This window comes from Sphingopyxis sp. CR5 (assembly GCF_059693785.1).
In genome coordinates, this window is sequence record NZ_JCATIE010000012.1 from 13,104 (window position 1) to 34,305 (window position 21,202).

18 protein-coding genes are annotated in these 21,202 nt (G+C 65.5%); 8 read left to right on the forward strand and 10 right to left on the reverse strand.

The genetic code is table 11. The annotated features are described in order from the left end of the window. The first annotated feature begins 97 nt into the window (after positions 1-97). Positions 98-1,081, forward strand: coding sequence for an SDR family NAD(P)-dependent oxidoreductase (locus AC58D2_RS16970; RefSeq protein WP_497392267.1), 984 nt, complete (start codon positions 98-100; stop codon positions 1,079-1,081). Then, on the forward strand, positions 1,081-1,689 hold the full coding sequence (locus tag AC58D2_RS16975) for an LOG family protein (RefSeq protein ID WP_497392269.1): 609 nt from the start codon (positions 1,081-1,083) through the stop codon (positions 1,687-1,689). The genes AC58D2_RS16970 and AC58D2_RS16975 overlap by 1 nt, the downstream gene beginning before the upstream one ends. A 56-nt stretch (positions 1,690-1,745) precedes the next feature. Here AC58D2_RS16975 and AC58D2_RS16980 read toward each other — a convergent pair whose 3' ends face one another. From AC58D2_RS16980 to AC58D2_RS17020, 9 genes are all read right to left on the reverse strand, one after another. Beyond that, a complete protein-coding gene (locus tag AC58D2_RS16980) occupies positions 1,746-2,576 on the reverse strand; it encodes an alpha/beta fold hydrolase (protein WP_497392271.1) in 831 nt (276 codons plus the stop codon). 283 nt (positions 2,577-2,859) lie between these two features. Beyond that, positions 2,860-4,713 (reverse strand): PAS domain-containing sensor histidine kinase, encoded by a 1,854-nt coding sequence (locus AC58D2_RS16985; RefSeq protein WP_497392272.1) that lies wholly within the window; start codon positions 4,711-4,713, stop codon positions 2,860-2,862. After that, positions 4,710-6,743 carry a sensor histidine kinase gene (locus AC58D2_RS16990; RefSeq protein WP_497392274.1) on the reverse strand — a complete coding sequence of 678 codons (2,034 nt, stop codon included), beginning with the start codon at positions 6,741-6,743 and terminating at the stop codon, positions 4,710-4,712. Before AC58D2_RS16990 ends, AC58D2_RS16985 begins: the two co-directional genes overlap by 4 nt. Beyond that, positions 6,740-7,120: a response regulator transcription factor gene (locus tag AC58D2_RS16995; RefSeq protein ID WP_497392380.1), complete on the reverse strand. Its 381-nt coding sequence runs from the start codon at positions 7,118-7,120 to the stop codon at positions 6,740-6,742. Before AC58D2_RS16995 ends, AC58D2_RS16990 begins: the two co-directional genes overlap by 4 nt. A gap of 94 nt (positions 7,121-7,214) precedes the next feature. Continuing rightward, a complete protein-coding gene (locus AC58D2_RS17000; RefSeq protein WP_497392276.1) occupies positions 7,215-7,868 on the reverse strand; it encodes a response regulator transcription factor in 654 nt (217 codons plus the stop codon). After that, complete coding sequence (locus AC58D2_RS17005) at positions 7,865-8,404, reverse strand: RrF2 family transcriptional regulator (protein WP_497392278.1); 540 nt, start codon at positions 8,402-8,404, stop codon at positions 7,865-7,867. Before AC58D2_RS17005 ends, AC58D2_RS17000 begins: the two co-directional genes overlap by 4 nt. 94 nt (positions 8,405-8,498) lie before the next feature. Next, positions 8,499-9,110: an outer membrane protein gene (locus tag AC58D2_RS17010; protein WP_497392280.1), complete on the reverse strand. Its 612-nt coding sequence runs from the start codon at positions 9,108-9,110 to the stop codon at positions 8,499-8,501. Between the two features lie 73 nt (positions 9,111-9,183). Further along, positions 9,184-9,606: a hypothetical protein gene (locus tag AC58D2_RS17015; protein WP_497392282.1), complete on the reverse strand. Its 423-nt coding sequence runs from the start codon at positions 9,604-9,606 to the stop codon at positions 9,184-9,186. Positions 9,607-9,635: 29 nt separating this feature from the next. Beyond that, positions 9,636-10,385: an SDR family NAD(P)-dependent oxidoreductase gene (locus AC58D2_RS17020; protein WP_497392284.1), complete on the reverse strand. Its 750-nt coding sequence runs from the start codon at positions 10,383-10,385 to the stop codon at positions 9,636-9,638. A 98-nt stretch (positions 10,386-10,483) separates the two neighbouring features. Here AC58D2_RS17020 and AC58D2_RS17025 point away from each other — a divergent pair, with 98 nt between their 5' ends. Then, the gene (locus AC58D2_RS17025) at positions 10,484-11,377 is read left to right on the forward strand and encodes a LysR family transcriptional regulator (protein ID WP_497392286.1); all 894 of its coding nucleotides are present in this window, start codon (positions 10,484-10,486) and stop codon (positions 11,375-11,377) included. Between the two features lie 143 nt (positions 11,378-11,520). Here AC58D2_RS17025 and AC58D2_RS17030 read toward each other — a convergent pair whose 3' ends face one another. Continuing rightward, positions 11,521-12,435 (reverse strand): MBL fold metallo-hydrolase, encoded by a 915-nt coding sequence (locus AC58D2_RS17030; RefSeq protein ID WP_497392288.1) that lies wholly within the window; start codon positions 12,433-12,435, stop codon positions 11,521-11,523. Positions 12,436-13,027: 592 nt separating this feature from the next. Between AC58D2_RS17030 and dgcN the strand changes: the two genes are divergently transcribed. The 5 genes from dgcN to AC58D2_RS17055 all read left to right on the forward strand — a co-directional run bounded on the left by dgcN (position 13,028) and on the right by AC58D2_RS17055 (position 21,177). Beyond that, positions 13,028-14,065, forward strand: a complete 1,038-nt coding sequence (gene dgcN, locus AC58D2_RS17035) for an N-acetyltransferase DgcN (protein WP_497392290.1) — start codon at positions 13,028-13,030, stop codon at positions 14,063-14,065. Continuing rightward, positions 14,023-15,012, forward strand: a complete 990-nt coding sequence (dgcA, locus tag AC58D2_RS17040) for an N-acetyl-D-Glu racemase DgcA (RefSeq protein WP_497392292.1) — start codon at positions 14,023-14,025, stop codon at positions 15,010-15,012. Before dgcN ends, dgcA begins: the two co-directional genes overlap by 43 nt. A 36-nt stretch (positions 15,013-15,048) precedes the next feature. Next, positions 15,049-16,686, forward strand: a complete 1,638-nt coding sequence (locus AC58D2_RS17045) for an N-acyl-D-amino-acid deacylase family protein (protein ID WP_497392294.1) — start codon at positions 15,049-15,051, stop codon at positions 16,684-16,686. Between the two features lie 79 nt (positions 16,687-16,765). Continuing rightward, positions 16,766-19,591, forward strand: coding sequence for a TonB-dependent receptor domain-containing protein (locus tag AC58D2_RS17050; RefSeq protein WP_497392296.1), 2,826 nt, complete (start codon positions 16,766-16,768; stop codon positions 19,589-19,591). Positions 19,592-19,599: 8 nt separating this feature from the next. Next, positions 19,600-21,177 (forward strand): N-acyl-D-amino-acid deacylase family protein, encoded by a 1,578-nt coding sequence (locus AC58D2_RS17055; protein ID WP_497392298.1) that lies wholly within the window; start codon positions 19,600-19,602, stop codon positions 21,175-21,177. Positions 21,178-21,202 lie beyond the last annotated feature (25 nt).

Genomic DNA, 21,202 nt, shown 5'->3' on the forward strand with positions numbered 1-21,202 from the left:
CGCTTGGCTCCTGACGGCGCCGAAGCCTCTCTTCAACCAACATCCTTCCGGAGGGCCGCATAGCGGCTCGCCGTTCCCTATCGAACAGGAGCTTCCCATGACGGCTTTGCAATTTCCGCTCGATACGCCCTTCGGTCCCTTCACCACCGCCGCCGACGTCGCCGATGGCGTCGATCTGTCGGGGAAGACCGCGATCGTCACCGGCGGCGCATCGAATCTCGGCTTTGAGACGGTCAAGATTCTCGCATCAAAAGGCGCCCATGTCATCGTGCCTGCGCGCGATGCGGGCGCGGCCCGGCAAGCCTTCCATCATATTCCGAAGGTCGAAATCGCCGCGATGGACCTTCTCGACCCGTCGTCGATCGCGGAATTCGCGTCGGGCTTTCAGGAGAGCGGGCGTGGGCTCGATCTCCTGATCCTGAGCGCTGGAGTCATGGCGACCCCGCTGTTCCGCGATGCCTCTGGTCGGGAAGGCCAGTTCGCGGTCAACCATCTCGGTCATTTCCGTCTTGCAGCGGCGCTGTGGCCTCGGCTTCGAAGCGCAGCCGGCGGCGCGCGTGTGGTCGTCCTGTCGTCGCGCGCGCACCAACTTGGCGGACTCGACCTGTCCGATCTCGATTTCCGGCACCGCGCCTACGACAAATGGTTGGCGTACGGCCAGGCCAAGACGGCAAACGCCCTCTTCGCCGTCGCGCTCGACGCGCGCGGCGGCGAGCACGGCATTCGCGCCTTTTCCGTCCATCCCGGTTCGATACTGGGACCGCTTGCGCGTCACTTGAGCCGGGAGGAGATTGAGCAGTTCGGCGCGGTGCATCCGGACGGCACGGCCGTTGTCGATCCGCGGCGCGACCTCAAGAGTCCGCAGCAAGGCGCCGCCACGACGATCTGGTGCGCCACGTCGCCCGCTCTGGCGGGTTTCGGCGGGGTCTATTGTGAAGATTGCGACATTGCCTTCATCGAGGCGGACGGCGAACTCGGCGGACCTGGCGTGCGTCCTTTCGCCATCGACCCCGACACAGCCGAAGCGCTGTGGTGCGAAAGCGCCCGGTTGCTCGATATCCGTCACCCCGGATATTGCTGATGAGCCCCGCGCCCAAGCAGGAGACGCCGCGCCGGCTTTGCGTTTTTTCCGGGTCGAGCACCGGAATCTCGGCGGCCTATGAATGCGCTGCGCGGCGCCTTGGCGAGCAGCTGGCACGGAGCGGCATCGACCTGGTCTATGGCGGCGCGGCTGTCGGCCTGATGGGCGCCGTCGCCGATGCCGTGCTGGCGGGCGGTGGCCAGGTCATTGGCGTCATCCCGCAGGCGCTGGTCGAAAAGGAGGTCGCGCATCGCAGGTTGACCGAGCTGCGCATCGTAAGCTCGATGCATGAGCGCAAGGCGCTGATGGCGGATCTGTCGGATGGCTTTATCGCGCTGCCGGGCGGGATAGGCACGCTCGAGGAACTGTTCGAGGTCTGGACCTGGGCGCAGCTTGGGACCCATGCGAAGCCGTGCGCCCTGCTCAACGGCCTTGGCTTTTACGACGGGCTGCTCACCTTCCTCGATCATGTCGTCGGACAGGGCTTTCTGAAGCCTGTTCACCGCGAGATGCTGATCGTCGAGGGTGATCCGGCATGTCTGTTGCAGACGATGGCGCGATATCGTGCGCCGGCAGTCGGGAAGTGGGTAGGCCGCCCCGACAGATAGCCGGATCGCCGCAATGGAACCGGGACGGACGCCGCGATCCGTCCCGGATTTTCCCATCAGCTCCGGATGAAGGCCAACATATCCTCGTTGATCACATCGGCATGGGTCGCGGCCATGCCGTGCGGATAACCTTCATAAGCCTTCAGCGTCCCCTTCGCGAGCAGCTTCGCCGATAGCGGGGCGGAGTCCGCGAACGGCACGACCTGATCGTCGGTGCCGTGCATGACCAGCGTAGGGACCGCAATCTTCTTCAGATCTTCGGTGAAGTCGGTTTCGGAAAACGCCTTGATGCAGTCGTAGTGGGCCTTGGCGCTGCCGACCATGCCTTGCCGCCACCAGTTCTGGATCAGGCCCTGGCTGACCTTCGCGCCGTCGCGGTTAAAGCCATAGAAAGGGCCCGAGGCGATATCGAGGTAGAATTGCGACCGGTCCTCGGCCAGTGCCTTGCGGAACCCGTCGAACACCTCGACGGGAAGACCGCCGGGGTTGCTCGCCTTCTTCACCATGACTGGCGGAACTGCGCCGACGAGGATCAGCTTTGCGATCGTTCCGGCTTTGGCGCGTGCGGCATAATGCGCAGCTTCGCCGCCGCCGGTCGAATGGCCGATATGCACCGCGCCCTTGAGGTCGCGCGAAGCGACCAGCGCCGCGACGTCGGCGGCATAGGTGTCCATCTCGTTGCCGTGATCGGTCTGCGTCGAGCGGCCGTGACCACGCCGGTCGTGGGCAATCACGCGGTAGCCCTGAGAGAGGAAGAAGAGCAGCTGGTTATCCCACTCGTCGGCGGTGAGCGGCCAGCCGTGATGGAAGACGAGCGGCTGCGCATCGCGCGGCCCCCAGTCCTTGTAGAAAATCTGCGCGCCGTCACTGGCAGTAATATAAGTCATGGGATCGGCTCCTTTGTGAGCTTTCGGAGGGATTGTGCCAAGGCTGACAGCCGACCAGCCCAGGCCGCCTGCAAGGGTCGCCGCGCCACCGGCGGCGACGAGCGCCCGGCGACCGATCATGAAATCCTGAAGTATGGGCATGCTGTGATCCTTCGCGTCGAACCGATGCCGTATACGGGATGCCCGGGACGGGATCGGCCCACTTGGGATAAGGATTTCAGGCGGCAGCGCGATTATACGGGGGATGCGCCGCGACTATGCCAAGGTCGAGGCAGGTTGGCGACTAGTCCTCGCCGCCCTTCGCTATTGGAAGGGTGAAGGTGAAGCGCGCGCCGGTGGGTTCGACGTTGTTGGCTCGGAGTGGGCCGCCGTGCGCTTCGACGATCGAGCGGCAGATGGCTAGACCCATTCCCATGCCGTGCACCTTGGTCGTGAAGAAGGCTTCCAGCGCGTGATCGGGGTCGGCAAGGCCTGGCCCCGTGTCGGTGATATCGATCCGTATGCGATCGCGCTCAACGGCTCCTTCCAGCCGTAACTTTCGGCTGCCCTCCGGGCTCGCAGCCATTGCCTCGATCGCGTTGCGCAGGATGTTGACGAGAACCTGTTGGATCTGGACGGCATCGATTGCGACGGGTGGAAGGCCGGGGGCGAGCCGAATGTCGAGCGATGTTCGACTTTGCGCGAAGGGCTCGGCGAGAAGGTCTCGCACTTCGCCGACCAGCGCGCCGAGGTCGGTGGATCGGCGCGGACCGGCGCTCTTTTGGAAAAGGGCACGGATGTGGCTGACGATGTCGGCTGCGGATTCGGCGCTTCGCACGATCCGGTCAACGATGCCCCGCGCGCGGGCAATGTTTGGCTCGTCGCCGGCCAGCCACCTCTGGCAAGCCTGGGCGTTGGTCATGATGGCGGCGAGCGGCTGGTTGACCTCATGCGCGATCGATGCCGAGAGTTCGGCAAGGCTCGCCGCCTCGCCGGCTTTCGCGAGTTTATCCTGCGCTTGCCGGAGCTCATCCTGCGCCCGGATCTGGTCGTGGATATCGAGACAAACGCCGTTCCACTGCACGATTTCGCCGGCTTCGTCGCGCATGGCGGCGAGCCGCGTTTCGACCCAGCGAAACATCCCGTCGAAGCGGCGCTGCCGATGGGTGAGCGCATAGGGCTCGCCCGTGCGCAGCGAATGATCGAGACGTTCGTTTACGCGGTCGAGATCGTCGGGATGGATGATGGCGCCCAACAGGCTTTGCAATCGCGGAACATCGGGTTCGTCCTTCGCCGCGACGTCGAAGCCGAGGAATTCGCGCATGTGGCGGCTGAAGTAGATCGGCCGGCCCGAGGGCGTCATGCACCAGATGAGAGCGGGCGCAGTCTCGAGCAGTTCGCGCAGGGAGCGCTCGCTCTCGTGCAGGGCGGCATCGGTCCGGCGGAAGACATCGACGTCGAAACCCGTGCCGTACCAACCCGTAACGCGGCCGTCGTCGGCGCGTGCAGGGCGGATCGCAAAGCGGTGCCAAACATATTCGCCGCTTGCCCGCAGCACGCGATATTCATAGTTGAACGGTGTTCCGCTGCGCATGCAGCGGCGCAGCTCGGCAGAAGCGCCGTCATAGTCTGCCGGATGCACGCCCCTCTTCCAGCCAAGGTCACCGCCGTCGAGGAAAGCCGCATCGCTGAGCGGCTCGTTGAAATCGTCCAATGTCATCGCAAGCGATGTCTGGGCCATGGGGGTCGCATAGGTGAAGCGTCCTTCAGCGTCGAAGGCGAACGCAGAGCCGTAGACGTCTTCGATGATCTTCGCGGCGTTTACCGCATCGCCGGTTTCCCCGAGCGAGGTGGCGAGCGCCCAGTTTTCGTCCGGGTCGTGAACCAAGGGGCGTACGGTGACATTGGAGGAATAGGCAGGTTCGGCGCGATATTTGTGCCATCGCCATCCGTGCCTTGACGAGCGCTGGCGGTAGCTGACGACCTGCGGCACGCCGCTGCAAAAGGCGCGTGCTTCGGCCTGTGCAATGGCTTGGCGGTCTCCGGGATGAATCGCCTCGCCGGCATGGATATGGGGTTCGGTATGGCGCCGCCATACAAGCGCGCCCATCGCGACGCCGATTGCCAGACCGGCGAACAGGCCAGCCGGCTCGATCATGATGCCTGACGCGCGGGCGGCAAGCGGACGCGAAATTCCGCGCCGCCCTCTGGATGGTTGGAGGCTGACACTCCGCCGCCGTGCGCCGCGACGATCGATCGGCAGATTGCGAGGCCGATTCCCATCCCTTGCGCCTTCGTAGTGAAGAAGCCGTCGAAGATTTGGCCGAGATGGTCAGGGTCGATTCCCGGTCCCCGGTCGCGCAAAGTGAACACGGCTTCGCCTTTTGAGCCTGCCGTCGTTGCAATATGGATTTCCCTGTCGGCCTCGCACGATGCCTCGACCGCCTGCGCCGCATTGATCAGCAGGTTGACGATGACTTGTTGGAGCTGGATGCGATCGCCGACGATTTTCGGAACGCGGCGTGCATAGGATGTCGTCACGCGAATGCCGCGTGTTTCGATCTCGTGGCGGACGAAGAGGAGGCTTTCCTGCACGACGTCGTTGAGCGCGATCGGTACCGGTTCGGGTGCCTGTTTGACGGCCATGCTGCGAATGCGGCGCACGATATCGTCGGCGCGGCGCGCGCTCGTCGCGATCCGCGTCGTCAGCTGCGCGACCTTGCCGATGTCGGGCTCGTCGCGGGCCAGCCAGCGAAGGCTGGTCTCGGCATTCGTCATGATCGCCGCCAGCGGCTGGTTGACTTCATGGGCGATCGAACTGGTCAGCTCGCCGAGGGTCGAGATGCGCGCGGCGTGGCTAAAATCGGCCTGGAGTTGCCTGAGTTCGGTTTCGATGCGGAGGCGTTCCGTCACGTCTTCGAGACTGAAGATCGTCGTATCGAGTTCGAGCAGCGGCTCAGGATAGGTGACCGAAAAACGGACGTCGAGCAGGCGGCCGTCGAGCGCGCGTATCTTCATGAACTCGCTGTAATTCTTGCGACCGCTGAACCGCCCGATCATGACGCGGCGCAGCGAGTCCGGGCTTTCGGTGAACAGATAGCCGACGGGCCGGATCAGATCCTGAACGCCCGCGCCGCCGACGAGTTCGATGGCGCAGCGATTGACGTCGGTGACCGGAACGCTCGCTGCTGCGAATTCGACGAGTTCAGGGTGATCGTCGAGATGTCCTGCAAAGTCGGTGACACCGCGCGAGCGCAACTCGGCGTATATCTTGCCCATGTGGCTCGCATCGACCTGCCAGAGCGCGACCGGCATATAGTGAATGAGCTTGCGGTAGCGCGCCTCGCTGGCGCGCAGATAGAGGTAGGATCGATCGTCGTCGGCCGCGCCGTCGACGGCAACGAACAACCGGTCCGGTCGATCGTCGCCCGCGCGCCAAACGGTAACGAGCGGATCGCGCAGGATGCCGTCGGAGGCAAGGCGGCGCTGGACGCTGCGGCCCCCGCGATCCGCGAGCGCATCGATTATGAGATCGGCGAGAATCGTCCGGCTCTCGACCGGCCAGAAAGCTGCGACCGACTGGCCGGCCATCAGGGCTCGCCCGCGGTTGCCGCCGACCAGTCTCGCGGTCCGATCGTTGACCTCGACGATCCGCGCGGCATTGACGAGGCCGTGGAGAAGCTCGTCGTATTCGGGCCTGTGGTCCCCGGGCGTGTGGGCTGCGAGACGAGCGAGGATGTCGGCGGCGGGCGCGACGTCGATTTCCCAGCTCGCCGCCATGAACCGATCCGGGACTGGGTCGTCCGCTCCCGTCCGGCCCGGTGCCTCGGGCTCCGCGTGGGCATATTCGACGACGTCGCGCAGCGTTCCGGCGGCGTCATAACGCAGATGCCGCCGGATCCTTGCGACCCGCACGTCGCCGTCGCGCGTGCGGCGCAGAATACGTCCCTCCCACGCGCCTTCCTGAAGCAATTGCGACCAGGCGTTCGCCTCATCGCCCGGCGCGGGCGACAGCTGGGCGCCATCGGTCCCGCAAACGGCGAGTGCGGGCCAGCCGAACAGGCGCTCGGCGGCCGGGTTCCAATAGCGTATGATCCCGGCGGGATCGAGGATGACGATGCTCTCCGATGCGAGTTCCGCAATGCGCGCCACATCGCTCTCAAGCGGGTCGAGCAAGGTCGCCGTCACCGCTTTGAGCCCGAACCTGAACTCGCGATTGCCTGCTCGATCGCGCCCAGCAGATGCTCGTCGGTGACGGGCTTGGTGAGCCACGCGTACGCGCCGATCGCGAGCGCACGGGAACGCGTCGATTCGTCGAGTACCGACGACAGCACGATCACCGGCAATTCTGCGCGCTCGTCGCGCAATCGTTCGATCAGCTCGATGCCCGACATACCCGGCATGCGGATGTCGGTCACGAGGCAGTCGAAGGAGCGGGTTCGCGGCGCCGCAAGAAACTCGGCAGCGCCCTCGAAACATTCGCAGGCGAGCCCCGAGACCATCAGAAGGTCGCCCAAGGCTTCGCGAACGGCCTCGTCATCGTCCACGATCGCGACGGTCGGCATATGGGACAAGCGGCGGCATCCTCTTTCACGCGGCCTCGCTGGCCGATGGAGTCAATGTCGCGCAGCTTGTAAGCCATTATAACCATACCAAAGTCTAGGCCGGGGCCGGTTCGCGCACCTCCGCCGGCAATTTTTCCCACGCGCGGATCAGTTCGCCGACCGAAGCCGCCTGCATTTTGCGCATCACATTGCTGCGGTGCAGTTTCACGGTGATCTCGGTTATGCCCAGATCATAAGCGATCTGCTTGTTCAGCCGGCCCAGTGCGACCTCGCGCATGACCTGACCTTCCCGCGGCGTCAGTGTCGCATAGCGTTCGACCTGCTCCTGGACGAGCTGCGCATTGGCGCGCTCGGCAATGTCGCGTTCGATCCCCGCAGTCACGGCGTCGAGCAAGGTCTGATCGCGGACCGGCTTGGTCAGAAAATCGACCGCGCCGGCTTTCATCGCCTGCACCGACATGGGGATGTCGCCGTGCCCGGTCAGGAAGACGATGGGTTTGGAAATGCCCGCAGAGGCCAGATGCTGCTGGAGGTCGAGCCCGCTCGCGCCCGGCATTCGTACGTCGAGGACGAGACAGCCCGCGCGATCGAGCAGCGGCGATTCGATGAGGTCGCGGGTCGAGGCGCAGCATTCGGCCTCTATCCCTACCGATAACATGAGCTCGCTGATCGCCGTGCGAACGTCCTCATCGTCGTCGACCACCAGCACGAGCGGCGGCGGCTGTTCCTCGGATGCCGGACGGATCATCTTTGCCTATCCTCTGCTTGCGACGGGCGCGACCGCCGTCTTGCGAGTCGCGCGTCGAACCAGGCTTTGGTGTCGCCGCCGAACTCGGCGGGGGCCTTGCGCTCGAGCCGGCCGCCAATGTCGTCAAGCGTCTCGCCCGCCAGCGCGTCGCGCATTGCCTTTTCGGCCTTGAGCATGACCGCATGGATCGAGCACACGCCGCGCGTCGCCCATTCGGGCGCGCCGTCCTCGAACAGAGCGCAATGCCCGCGTATGTCCTGACAGTCGAACAAGGGTTTGCGCCCCTCGATCGCATCGACCAGTTCGAGCACGCTGATCGCATGGGCCGGCCGCGCGAGCCGATAGCCGCCGCGCACGCCTTCCGCCGCCGTGACGATCCCCGCCTTCTCCAGCTTGGCGAAAATCTTGGCCGCGAAGCTCGGCGAAATTCCCTGGAAGAGAGCCAGATCGCGGGCGCTGCGCGGCGCATCGCCCGCATCGATCAGGCCCAGCAGGCAATGCAGCCCATATTCCACGCTCACGGTCATGCGCGCCATAACGCGGAGTATATTTGTCCGCGTTTGGCAAGGCAAGACATTCCTGCCTCGCCTTGCCTGCCATAGATGTGGCTTTTTGATGGATGACCGATCCTCAAAAGTTCCAGGCGACGCCCGCCAGGACTTGATGTCGGTCCCATTTGGTTCCGTCGCTGCCAAGGTCGCTGTAGCGATATTCGACACGCGCCGAGATATGGTCGGTGACAGCCCGTTCGACGCCGCCGCCAACCGACCAGCCGTCGAGATTGTCCTTGCCGCGGCGCGGACCTTCGAGATCGAGGATCTGCACCCTGGTGCGGATATTCTCATAACCGCCGCGCGCATAGACGAGCGTTTTGTCGGTCACGAGGTAACCGGCGCGGACGCCCAGGTCGAAACCATATTCGGGATTGATCGCGGCCGATGCGTCCTTTTGCGCACGCGACAGGTCGTCGTCGATCCCGAAATTGACCGCCCCTTCGGCCGACAGCACGACCTTGGCCGTTGGCTGGAGATTATAGCCGAAGAAGATGCCGGCGGTCGCCGCATCGCGGCTGTCGTCGATCGTGGCGGTGCCCAGGTCGGTCTCGACCGAGCCGAGCCTGTTCTGGCTCCAGCCGGCCTGCACCCCGACATAGGGACCTTCGAAGGTCTGGGCGGCTGCGGGGGCCGCCGTGCCGACGGCGATCAGCGCGCCGAGCGAGAGGGGGAGAGCAAGATTTTTCAACGCATGTTCCTTTCTGTCGTTTGAAAATTGGGGCGCGCGCGACTGGGGGGTCGGGGCCGCGCGCGCCCCGCAGTCAGGCGCCCTTCCGGGGAGGGAGGAAGGCGCCATCGATGCCGCCCGGCCAGGGCGTCACCGTTTCACCGGCGACCATCCAGGTGCCGGAATCCTTGCGCATGCGAAGCTCGTACATCGCGGGCGGAGCGTCGGAACTCATGCGGCGATAGAGAATCGCCGTCGCATGATCGCCCTGCTGCTCGACGTGAAGCACCCGATGTTCGGTCGAAAGCGGCGCTTCGCCCGCGTCGCGACGCGACCGGAATTCAGCAATCGAATCGTCGCGGCGAATTCGGGTCACCCCGCCGTCGCTGCCGAGCACCAAGAAAATCTGGTCGGGCGTGTAGAGCTTTTCCATGCCTTCGATATCGTAAGCACTGCCGACATGGACGACGTCGTGGATCAAGGCGGCGATGGCGGGGTCAACGGGAGATTGGGTCATGCTGTTTTCCTTTGATGCGTGGGGAGAGATCAGAGCAGCGCCATGCCGCCGTCGACGCGGAGGTTGATGCCGGTCACGAAGCTGCTGGCATCGGACGCGAGGAACAGCGCGCCGCGCGCGAGTTCGTTCGGTCGGCCAAGCCGCGCGAGCGGGATTGCGCCCGCCATCATTTCGGCAAAAGCGCCGCGCGCTTCGGGCGCCACGCCCAGCTTGCCGAGGATCTCGGTTTCCGTCGGCCCGGGGCTCAGCATGTTGACGCGAATGCCGCGGTCCTTGAATTCGAGCGCCCAGCTTCGCGCGAACGCCCCGATCGCCGCCTTGGTCCCGGCATAGACGGCGTGGCCGTCGAGTACCTTGTCGCTCGCGAGCGAACCGACAAGGATGATCGAGGCTCGCTTCTGCAGGTGCGGCGCGATCGCCTGGACCCCAAAGAAAGTGCCGCGGGCATTGATTCCGAACTGGGTGTCATATTCGGCTTCGGACACCTCGCCCGATGGCGTGATCGTGTTGACGCCGGCGTTCGCCATGTAGATGTCCGCACCGCCGAAACGTTCGCGAACAAGGTCCGCGACCGCGCGGTGGTGCGCTGGGTCGGCGACGTCGCCGCAGATCGCCGCCGCAGCAGGCCCGATCGACCGGACTGCCTCGTCGAGTGCGGCCTGGCGGCGCCCGGTAATCACCACCCGCGCGCCCTGCTCGGCAAAGAGTTGCGCGCTCGCGAAGCCGATGCCGCTGTTGCCGCCGGTGATCACGGCGACCTTTCCCTTCAAACTGTCCATGTTTCACCTCTGTGGTTGGAGACGGAGATGAATTTGGCTTTTCCTTTTCGGAAAATTAGACTGGAAGCGGGCATATTATTTTTGCTAAAAACTATCGAATGACCGCTGGCCTCGAACCGACGACCGGACTTCAAGCCTTCGTGCGCGCCGTCGAGACGGGTTCGTTCAGCGCCGCGGCGCGTCTTGCCGGGACCACCCCCTCCGCGGTTTCGAAGAGCGTCGAACGGCTCGAACGACGCCTCGGCGTCAAACTTTTCCTCCGGTCGACCCGGTCGCTGACGCTGACCGTCGACGGGACCGCCTATTACGAGCGTATCGCCCCGCTGCTGCGTGCCCTCGACGAAGCCGGCGATGCCTTGCAGGGTGCCGAACGCGCGCAGGGTGTGCTGCGCGCCAGCCTTCCCGGCGTGCTCGGTCCCGCTTTGATGGAAGCGCTCACCCGGGAATTCGTCCCGCGCTATCCCGAGATCAAGCTCGAGATCAGTATCACCGATCGCCATGTCGACCTGATCCGCGAAGGCTATGATGTGGCGTTGCGCGTCGGCGAAATGGGGAATGTCGACTGGATGGTGCGACGTCTTGCGACCCTGCCGCTCATCCTCGTCGCGGCCCCGCAATGGCTCGAACGCGTTGGGCATCCCGCAACGCGCGAAGCGCTCGCGCAATTGCCGCATATCCGGTATCGCCTTGGGTCGCAGGCCTATCCCATTCGCTTCGCCGACGGGACCGACCTGCTGCCCGAAGGGGCACTCGACATCGATTCGGGTCAGGCGATGCGGATTGCGGCGCTCGGCGGCCTTGGCATTGCGCAACTGCTTCGGCTGGCGGTGGCGGATGACCTCGCCGCGGGGCGCCTCGCCGAGATATTCCCGCACGATCCGCTCGCCGCGGTTCCCGTCCAGGCACTGCACGCTTTCGGTCGCCTCGCACCGCTGCGCGTCCGGTTGTTCACCGATTTTCTTGCCGACAGGCTTGCTGCACATTCGGCCTGAGGGGCCATAAGCGCGCAGCGAGGCGGGGTCGCACGGATGCTGCATTTCGAATATCCTGGACTGGAAGGATCGGGGTTCTGCCGGATTGGGGCGTACCGGCGCGGTCGGTCGGTACGCCCCCGGGGGGAGCCTTTGGTCGGCGATCAGAAATCCCAGAAAGCGGCGACCCAGCGGAAGGCGTCGCCATCGGCGGCGACGCGGCCTACCGACGGGAAGGGCAAATGCGTCGCGACGAGATACTCGCCGCTGGCGGCTGCCTCCTGCAACAGGCGAACGCGCACGCGCACCGACTCTTCGGGATCATGCTCGAAGCCGTTATGCCAGTCGGGATGGTCGAAACCGACGGGGAAGAGCGCGTCACCCGCGAAGGTCAGGCGCTCGCCGCCCGATGCGACATGGACGATGCAATGTCCCGGCGTGTGCCCGCCGGTCAGCTTGGCGACCACGCCCGGCGCCACTTCGCACTCATCGTCGAAGGCCAGGATCTTGTCGGCATAGGCGTCGATGAACTGCGTCGCGGTCGTGCGCAGCACCTCGGGAACGGGGTTCGGCATCGCCGTCTGTTCGAAATCGGGGGTCTGCCAGAAGGCGATTTCGGTGGCCGTGACATGGATGCGCACGTCCGGATTCAGCCGCCGTTTCACGTCCTCCACGAGCAGCCCGCCGACATGGTCCATATGCATATGGGTGATGATGATGTCGGTGACCGACGCGAGGTCGATCCCCGCGGCCTGGAGCCGCTTGGGAAATTGGCCGGCGCGCGGGAAACCGGGGAACTGCCCGCCGAGTCCCGCATCGACCAATATGGTCTTGTCGCCGCTGCGCAGCACGAGGACGTTGAGAGCCCAGTCGAACATGTCGGGTCCGACGAACATATCCTTGAACCATTCGGCGCGGACCGCGGGGTCCACGTTGGTGGCCATCGTTTCGGTGGGCAGCGGCAGTACGCCGTCGCTGACGACAAGCACGTCGATGTCGCCGATCCGCAGCGCATAGCGCGACGGAACCAGCTCTTCGAAGCCCGATTTCTCGGGCGTTGCAATAGTGTCGGGTTTCATGTCTCGATCCTCCTGAAAGCCGTGCAATCACGACGTTCGGCAAGCTAGGTGGCGGTCGGCTCCTGGTCGATTGGATCGAGGCATTGGTTGAGGCATACCTTCGGACAGGGCCGATTGCCGGCATCGATAGGCGCAAAGGCGCTTTCGAGTGCTTTACGCCGCGCGGAAGACGAAGCCAGGGGAGGGCGATCCGACCGCTCTTTCGATCAAGGACAGGTGCAGTTCCACCTTGGCATTGCCATAGCGCGTATCTTCGCGGCGGTGCTCTATTGCCCTGCGCCTGCTCCTTGATGAGTGGGATCGGTATGATCCTGCACTGGGGCCGCGCGAGAGATCCGCGCCTGATCTCGACCCATTGCGGGGCGCGTCCCAGCCGCGCGTTGAAAGGCCGTCGATCGGGCTTGGCGGAGTCGAGGGTGGCAATGCATTTCGTCGATATTTTTTCCGATCATCTCCTCCTCCGGCATCGTCGACGTGTCCGGAACCGCCCGCGCGTACATAGCCTTAGGTTATAGGAAGCCGCCGTCTTCGAAGACGCGCAAGGCCCGGCCTTCGGCCATGATGGCCTCATCCGAAAGCAAGAGGTTCCTTGATGATCGCCGCACCCTATCTTCTCTATCTTGGCAATGTGAACGACGAGGTCGGCATCAAGACCTCGCGCGGGCTCGCGGTCTTCCGGCCCGATCAGTGCGTCGGCGAATTTCGCCACGACGGGTGCGAACTGACGCTGGGGCTGCCGCGCCTGGGCTTTGCCGAGGCGGTGGCGGCGGGCGCCAGGACGCTGGTGCTCGGCATCGCCAATGCCGGCGGGAAGATGGGGGCCGAGTTGATCGCCGACGCGCTCGCCGCGATCGAGGCGGGACTCGATATCGCGTCGGGCCTCCACCACCGGCTGCGCGACGAGCCGGCGCTTGTCGATGCGGCGGCGCGCCACGGGCGCTTGCTCCACGACGTCCGCGACCCGCGCCCCGATATCCCGGTCGGCAACGGCAAGCCGCGGGCGGGGCGCCGGCTCCTCGCGGTCGGCACCGATTGCTCGGTCGGCAAGATGTACGCGACGCTGTGCCTCGAAAAGGGGATGCGCGCGCGCGGGATGAAGGCCGATTTCCGCGCGACCGGCCAGACGGGCATCCTGATCGCCGGCGGCGGCATCCCGCTCGACGCGGTGATCGCCGACTTCATCTCGGGCGCGATCGAGCAATTGTCGCCCGCCCGCGACGACGGCGGCTGGGATCTGATCGAAGGGCAGGGGTCGCTGTTCCACCCGTCCTTCGCCGGCGTGTCGACCGGGCTGCTCCACGGCGCCCAGCCCGATGCGCTGATCCTGTGCCACGACCCGGTACGTCCGCATATGCGCGGCCTGCCGCATTACCCGATGCCCGGCCTGGCCGAGACGCTGGAGGCGAACCTGCGCGTCGCGCGGTTGACCAGCCCCGATGTCCGCGCGGTCGGCATCGCGCTCAACACTTCGAAATTGTCGCCGGCCGACGCGCATCGCCTGTGCGGCGAGACGTCCGACGCGCTCGGCCTGCCGTGCACCGATCCCTATTCGATGGGTGTCGATCCCATCATCGACTGGATGAACCAATGCTTCGAACCCTCGTCGCGCACCGCGATGCCTTCCCTTTAAGGACCCCGTTCCGCATCTCGCGCGGGGTCAAGACCGTCGCCGACGTGGTGACGGTGGAGATTTCGGCCGAGGGTGCGACGGGCCGCGGCGAGGGCGTGCCCTATCCGCGATATGGCGAGTCGGTCGACGGCGCGCTTGCGGCGATCGAAGCGGCGCGCGGCGCGATCGAGGGCGGGGCCACCCGCGAGGAATTGCAGGGCGCGATGGCGGCGGGCGCGGCGCGCAACGCGGTCGACTGCGCGCTGTGGGATCTCGAAGCGAAGCTGGCGGGGCGCAGCGTTACCGAGCGGCTGGGCCGGCCCGCGATCGCCCCGACTCCGACCGCGATAACCGTGGGCCTCGACACGCCGAGCGCGATGGCGGGGGCGGCCGCGGCGCTCGCCGATGTTCCGCTCATCAAGGTCAAGGTCGACCGCTCCGATCCCGAAGCGCAAATTCGCGCGGTGCGCATCGCGGCGCCGACCCCCCGAATGATCGTCGACCCCAACGAAAGCTGGACGATGGCCGAGGTCGAGCGGCTCCAGCCCTTGCTCGCGGACCTGCGCATCGACCTGCTCGAACAGCCGCTTCCCGCCGACGACGATGGCGCGCTCGCGGGCTTTGCACCGCTGGTTCCGATCGCCGCCGACGAATCGGCGCACGTCGCGGACGATGTCGGTGCGCTGGCGGACAAATATCAGGTGATCAACATCAAGCTCGACAAGACGGGGGGGCTGACCGGTGCGCTCGCGCTCGCCGATGCCGCGGCGCGGGCCGGGCTCGGCGTGATGACCGGCAGCATGATCTGCTCGTCGTTGTCGATCGCGCCCGCGCTGGTCGTCGCAGCGCGCTCGGCCTTCGTCGATCTCGACGGGCCGCTGTGGCTCGCGGCCGACCGGCCGGGTGGGGTCCAGGGCGACGCCGGCGTCTTGACGCCGCCCGCGCCGGGCTTTTGGGGAAGCAGCTAGGACCGATTTTCGAACCGCAGAAACAGGGGTGTCGCCATGAAATCTTCGATCAAATTTGCCGCTGCAACGCTTGCGCTTCTTTCCGCGACGGCGATATCGACCCCGCCGGGCGCCGCCCAGCAAGGGGGGCAGGCCGACGTCATCCTGCGCGGCGGGACCATCTATCCGGGCGGCGCGGCGCCCTTCACCGGCGATGTCGCGATCCGCGGCGACCGGATCACCTATGTCGGCCCCGCGGCGCCGGGCGGCGCAAGGCAAGTGATCGACGCGAGCGGACTGATCGTCGCGCCGGGCTTCATCGATCCGCATACGCATGTGAACGACGCGCTCGATTCGGCCGACCCGGCGGCGCGGCTGGTGCTGCCCTTTCTGACCCAGGGCGTCACCACGGCCTTCATCGGCGTCGACGGCGGCGGCGATCCCGACATCGCCCGGACCTTCGGCATGACAACCGGAGAGGCGACGGGCGAGCGGGCCAGCGTCGGCCAGTCGTCGCGCGATTACGGGATCAATTTCGCGAGCTACGTCGGTCTCGGCGCGGTGCGGATGAAGGTGATCGGCCCCGACGACCGCGCGCCGACGCCCGCCGAACTCGAAAAGATGGTCGCCCTCGTCGACCAGGCGATGTGCGAGGGCGCGCTCGGCTTTTCGACCGGACTTTTCTATGCACCGCAGAGCTTTGCCAAGCGCGACGAAGTCGTGGCGCTCGCCCGCGCCGCGGCGGCGAAGGGCGGGGTGTACGACAGCCACATTCGCGATGAATCGAGTTATACGATCGGCCTGAAGGGCGCGATCGACGAAGCGATATCGATCGGCCGCGATGCGAAAATCCCGGTCCATATCGCGCATATCAAGGCGCTGGGCGTCGACGTGCATGGCGAAGCTCCGCAGATCATCGCCGAGATAGAGGCGGCGCGCAAAGCCGGGCTCGTCGTCCATGCGGACCAATATCCCTGGTCGGCGTCGGGCACCGGGCTCTCGGCGGCGCTGCTACCGCGCTGGGCGCAGGACGGCGGACGCGCCGAGATGCTGAAACGCTTTGCCGACGATGCGGTGATGGCCAAAATGCGGCCTGAGATTGCCGAGAATCTGCGGCGGCGCGGCGGTCCGGCGTCGCTTCTCATCACGTCCGGGCCCGCCGGCGTCGAGGGCAAGACGCTCGAAGAGGTGGCGAAGGCGCGCGGTGTCGATCCGGTGGAGGCGGCAATCGCGATCCTGACCGAACGCGAAGCGGGCGTCGCCTCTTTCAACCAGGACGAGGCCGACATCGCCGCCTTCATGAAACAGCCGTGGGTGGTAACCAGCTCGGATGCGTCGCGCGGCCACCCGCGCTATTATGCGTCGTTCGCGCGCAAATATGCGACCTATGTCAAGGACAAGAAGGTCATCGGGCTGCGCGATTTCATCGATCGCAGCACGTCGGTGACCGCCGGCCTGTTCGGCCTCGAAGGGCGCGGCACGCTGAAAGCCGGGGCGTTTGCGGATGTCATCGCCTTCGATCCGGCGACCTTCGCGCCGCGCGCCGACTTCACGCACCCGACGCTGTTTTCGACCGGCATGCGCTTCGTCCTGGTCAACGGCAAACTCGCGGTCGAGGACGGCCAGCCGACTGGCGAAGCCGGCGGGCGGCCGCTGCCGCACCGGCCCGCATCCGGCACCTGCCCGGCATCATAAGGAGGATGACCCGCCGCAACGCTCCGGCGGACCTTGAAGGCGTCCTGCACGCACAGTGATAGAAAAAAGGGGAAAATACATGTCCAGATCCATGCCGATCGTTTCGGTCGCGGCGCTCTCCGTGGCCCTGCTTTGGAATTCGCCCGCGCTCGCGCAGGAGGCTGCGGACGCCGACGGCGGCACCGTCGCATCGCCCGACGCCGAAATCACCGTCACCGGCACCCGCATTCAGCGCAACGGCTATCAGGCGCCGACCCCGCTGACGGTTCTTGGCGCCGACGATATCGAAGCGAACGCGCCCGCCAACATCGCCGACTATGTCAACGATATTCCGTCGCTGGTCGGCAGCGCGACTCCGGCGAACTCGAACCTAAACATCAGTTCGGGCACCTCGGGCATCAACGCGCTCAACCTGCGTTCGCTGGGGACCGAGCGTACGCTGGTCCTGCTCGACGGCCAGCGTTCGGTCGGATCGACGACCGGAGGGCTCGTCGACGTAAACACCTTTCCGCAAGGACTGATCAAGAGCGTCGAGATCGTCACGGGCGGTGCGTCGGCGGCCTATGGGTCCGATGCCGTGTCGGGCGTCGTCAACTTCATCCTCGACAAGGAGTATACGGGGCTCAAGGGATCGGCCGAATATGGCATCACCACTTATGGCGACGCGCCGACCTATCGCGCGACGCTGACCGCGGGCAAGGCCTTCGCGGGCGGTCGCGGCCACGTCCTGCTCAACGGCGAACTCGCGGTGAAAAAGGGGCTGTTCAGCGTCCCGCGCGACTGGAACCAGCAAGGCTGGTACATGATCAACAATCCCGCCTATGTCGCGGGAAATGGCGAACCCGAACGCCTCGTCGTCTCGGGCGCGGGGCTCAGCCTCGCGACGCCGGGCGGCACGATTACCGACACGGCGCTGCGCGGCACCACCTTCGGCGTCGGCGGCGCGGTCAGCCAGTTCGACTATGGGACGGTGCGCGACCCGTGGATGATCGGCGGCGACTGGCAATCGACCCAGGTCAACAGCTACCAGTCGCTCGACCCGGCGGAGAATCGCAAGAGCCTGTTCGGGCGGCTCAGCTACGAGGTTGCCGACTGGCTCAACGTCTTCGTCCAGGCCTCCTATGCGAAGTCCAAGAATCTCGGTCATCTGGGGATTCAGCTCAACCAGGGCAATGTCACGATGCAGTCGGACAATGCCTTCATTCCCGAAGAGGTGCGGACACGGCTCGACGCGCTCGGCATCACCCAATTCAAATTCGGCACGACCAATGCCAACCTGCCGGTGCGCAAGAACGACACGAAGCGCGAGTTGCAGCGTTATGTCGTCGGCGCGAACGGGACGTTCGGCCTGTTCGGGTCCGAGGCGCGCTGGGACGCCTATTATCAAAAGGGTATCAGCCGCACCCGCGAAATGGCGCGCGACATTTCGAACAATGCGCGCCTTGCGCTGGCACAGGATGCGGTGTTCGCCCCCGCCGGCAATGCGCTCGGCGTGGCCGAAGGGACGATCGTCTGCCGATCCTCGCTGACCGACCCCGATAACGGCTGTATCCCGTTCAACCGTTTCGGCATCGGCACCGCAAGCCAGGAGGCGCTCGACTGGGTAATCGGCAATCCATTCCGCAAGCAGAAATTCCAGCAGGACGTCTTTGCCGCCAACCTCTCGTTCGACGCTTTCGACCTGCCGGCCGGGCCGGTCTCGGTCGCGATCGGCGGCGAACATCGGCGCGAGAAAGTCACGGGCGAAGTCGCGCCCGAATATCAGTCGGGCTGGTTCGTCGGCAATTTCCTGCCCAGCTTCGGCTCCTATCATGTGAGCGAAGCCTATCTCGAACTGCTCGTCCCGGTGATCGAGGGGCTCGACCTCAACGGTGCGGTGCGCGGGACCGACTATTCGACCTCGGGCTATGTGACGACATGGAAGGCCGGGCTGACCTTCGAGCCGATCCCCGACATCCGCATCCGCGCGACGCGGTCGCGCGACATTCGCGCGCCGAACCTCGGCGAGCTGTTCACCGCGGGTTCGACGCGCATCAACGTGCTGATCGACCCGACGCAGAACAATGCGTCGGTGCAGTTTGCGGGGACCACGCGCGGCAACCCCGATCTCCAGCCCGAAAAGGCCGACCAATGGGGTGTCGGCGTCGTCTTGCAGCCGCAGTTCCTGCGCGGTTTCGCGCTCTCGGTCGATTATTACGACATCAAGATAAAGGGCGCGATCGGGTCCGTCGCGGCCCAGACGATCGTCGATCGCTGCGCCGAAGGGGTGCAGGAGTTCTGTAACGCGGTCGTGCGCGGCCCGAACGATTTCGGCAACAACCTCCAGGTCTTCGAAAGCCCGTTCAACTTCGCCGTCCAGCGCGCCAAGGGAATCGACTTCGAAAGCAGCTATCGTGTGCCGGTCGGGGTCGGCGACCTGACGCTGCGCGCGATGGCGACCCGCTATATCAAGAATTATTTCGACAATGGCATCGACGCTCCGGTCGACCGGGTCGGACAGAATTCGAACGGCGGCACGCCCAAATGGCTCTATCGCGTCCAGGGCACCTACAAGAATGACGATGTCACCTTCACCCTGACCGGGCGCGGGATCAGCAGCGGCGTCTATGACAACAGCTTCGTCGAATGCACCTCGGGCTGTCCGGTGTCGACCGTGACCAACCGGACGATCAACGACAATCATATCGACGGCGCCTTCTATCTCGATACGTCGCTGACCTTCGATGTCGAAACGGGCGGGAAGGACATGCAATTCTACCTCGCCATCACCAACCTGCTCGACAAGGACCCGCCGGTCGTCGCGCCGGGGCCCGCGGGCAGCGCCTATGCGACGCCGGCGACCAACCAGTCGCTCTATGACCTGCTCGGCCGCACCTTCCGGGTCGGCGTGCGGTTCGAAATGTAACGGAGGCGATGATGGAACGCCTGGCGCTATCGTTCGCTGCCTTGCTGGCTATCGGCTCTCCCGCGCTGGCCCAGCATTATGATGTGCTGATCCGCGGCGGCACGGTCTATGACGGCAGCGATGCGCCGGGGCGCCCCGCCGACGTCGCGATCGAGGGCGACCGGATCGCGGCGGTCGGGGTCATCCCGGCCTCCGCGACCGCCGACCGGCTCGTCGATGCCCGCGGCAAGATCGTCGCGCCGGGCTTCATCGACCCGCATTCGCATGCCGCCCCAAACATCCAGACGCCCGAACTCGCGGCGGCATTGCCGATGTTGTTCCAGGGCATCACGACGCTGATGATCAACCCCGACGGCGGCGGACCCGCCGACCTGACGGCGCAGATCGCCGACCTGCGGACGAATGTCCCGGGGGTCAATGTCGTGCCGCTGATCGGTCATAACGCCGTGCGCCGCGCGGTGATGGGCGATGTCGACCGGCTGCCGACCGCGGACGAGCAGGCGAAGATGGAAGGGCTCGTCACCGCGGCGATGCAGGCGGGCGCCGCGGGCCTGTCAGACGGACCCTTCTATATCCCCGCCAAATATTCGAACACGGCAGAGATCGTCGGGCTGGCGAAGGCGGCAGCGCGGTTTCCGCACGCGGTCTACACCAGCCACATCCGCGACGAAGGCAATTATAACGTCGGCGTCGTCGACGCGGTCGAAGAGGTGATTACCGTGGCGCGCGAAGCCGGGATTCCGGGGGTGGTCACGCATATCAAGGTGCTCGGCCCGCAAGTTTGGGGCAAGTCGGCCGACGTCATCGCCCACATCGACAAGGCCCGTGCGGCGGGGGTTCAGGTCTGGGCCGACCAATATCCCTATACCGCGTCGGGATCGAGCCTGATGGCCTCGCTCGTGCCGGGCTGGGCGCAGGAGGGAGGAGCCGCAGCGCTGGCGAAGCGTCTGCAGGACCCGGCAATGCGCGCAAAGATCCGGGCCGAAATGGTCCCGAATCTCGAACGGCGCGCCGGACCGCATGCGCTGATGATCCGCCGCTTCGCGCCAAATCCGTCGCTGGAGGGCAAAAGGCTCGACGAAATCGGGAAAATGCAGGGCAAGGACCCGCTCGACGCGGCGATCGACATGCTCATCCAGGGCGGTGCGCCGACCGTCTCGTTCAACATGAGCGACGACGACGTCACCGCCTTCATGCGCCAGAAATGGACGATGACGTCGACCGACGGCGGGCTGCCCGCCTTCGGCAAGACCTCCGAACACCCCCGCGCCTACGGGGCCTTCCCGCGCAAGCTGCGTCGCTATGTTCTCGACAAACCCGTAATCTCCCCACAACACGCCCTCCACGCCGGAACGGGATTGACCGCGCAAGTCTTTCATATCCCCGACCGGGGCGTGCTCCGAAAAGGCGCCTTCGCCGATGTGATCGTGTTCGATCCGAAGACGGTCCGCGACGTTGCGACCTATGAACAGCCGCATGCCTATTCGATCGGCATGGACTATGTTTTCGTAAACGGGGAAGCCGCGATCGCCGGAGGCGAGGCCGCTGCCGCGCGATATGGCCGCGTCCTGTTGCGCGAACGCTGACGACGCGGTTCGGAATGCTGCACCG

What these genes read in the sequence shown, in the direction of transcription:
- AC58D2_RS17020 (WP_497392284.1), bottom strand. Translation starts at nt 10,385, where the DNA reads ATGGACAGTTTGAAGGGAAAGGTCGCCGTGATCACCGGCGGCAACAGC.
- AC58D2_RS17055 (WP_497392298.1), top strand. Translation starts at nt 19,600, where the DNA reads ATGATGGAACGCCTGGCGCTATCGTTCGCTGCCTTGCTGGCTATCGGC.
- AC58D2_RS16980 (WP_497392271.1), bottom strand. Translation starts at nt 2,576, where the DNA reads ATGACTTATATTACTGCCAGTGACGGCGCGCAGATTTTCTACAAGGAC.
- AC58D2_RS16975 (WP_497392269.1), top strand. Translation starts at nt 1,081, where the DNA reads ATGAGCCCCGCGCCCAAGCAGGAGACGCCGCGCCGGCTTTGCGTTTTT.
- AC58D2_RS17050 (WP_497392296.1), top strand. Translation starts at nt 16,766, where the DNA reads ATGTCCAGATCCATGCCGATCGTTTCGGTCGCGGCGCTCTCCGTGGCC.
- AC58D2_RS16970 (WP_497392267.1), top strand. Translation starts at nt 98, where the DNA reads ATGACGGCTTTGCAATTTCCGCTCGATACGCCCTTCGGTCCCTTCACC.
- AC58D2_RS16985 (WP_497392272.1), bottom strand. Translation starts at nt 4,713, where the DNA reads ATGATCGAGCCGGCTGGCCTGTTCGCCGGTCTGGCAATCGGCGTCGCG.
- AC58D2_RS17000 (WP_497392276.1), bottom strand. Translation starts at nt 7,868, where the DNA reads ATGATCCGTCCGGCATCCGAGGAACAGCCGCCGCCGCTCGTGCTGGTG.
- AC58D2_RS17045 (WP_497392294.1), top strand. Translation starts at nt 15,049, where the DNA reads ATGAAATCTTCGATCAAATTTGCCGCTGCAACGCTTGCGCTTCTTTCC.
- dgcA (WP_497392292.1), top strand. Translation starts at nt 14,023, where the DNA reads ATGCTTCGAACCCTCGTCGCGCACCGCGATGCCTTCCCTTTAAGGACC.
- AC58D2_RS17005 (WP_497392278.1), bottom strand. Translation starts at nt 8,404, where the DNA reads ATGGCGCGCATGACCGTGAGCGTGGAATATGGGCTGCATTGCCTGCTG.
- AC58D2_RS17030 (WP_497392288.1), bottom strand. Translation starts at nt 12,435, where the DNA reads ATGAAACCCGACACTATTGCAACGCCCGAGAAATCGGGCTTCGAAGAG.
- dgcN (WP_497392290.1), top strand. Translation starts at nt 13,028, where the DNA reads ATGATCGCCGCACCCTATCTTCTCTATCTTGGCAATGTGAACGACGAG.
- AC58D2_RS16995 (WP_497392380.1), bottom strand. Translation starts at nt 7,120, where the DNA reads ATGCCGACCGTCGCGATCGTGGACGATGACGAGGCCGTTCGCGAAGCC.
- AC58D2_RS17015 (WP_497392282.1), bottom strand. Translation starts at nt 9,606, where the DNA reads ATGACCCAATCTCCCGTTGACCCCGCCATCGCCGCCTTGATCCACGAC.
- AC58D2_RS17025 (WP_497392286.1), top strand. Translation starts at nt 10,484, where the DNA reads ATGACCGCTGGCCTCGAACCGACGACCGGACTTCAAGCCTTCGTGCGC.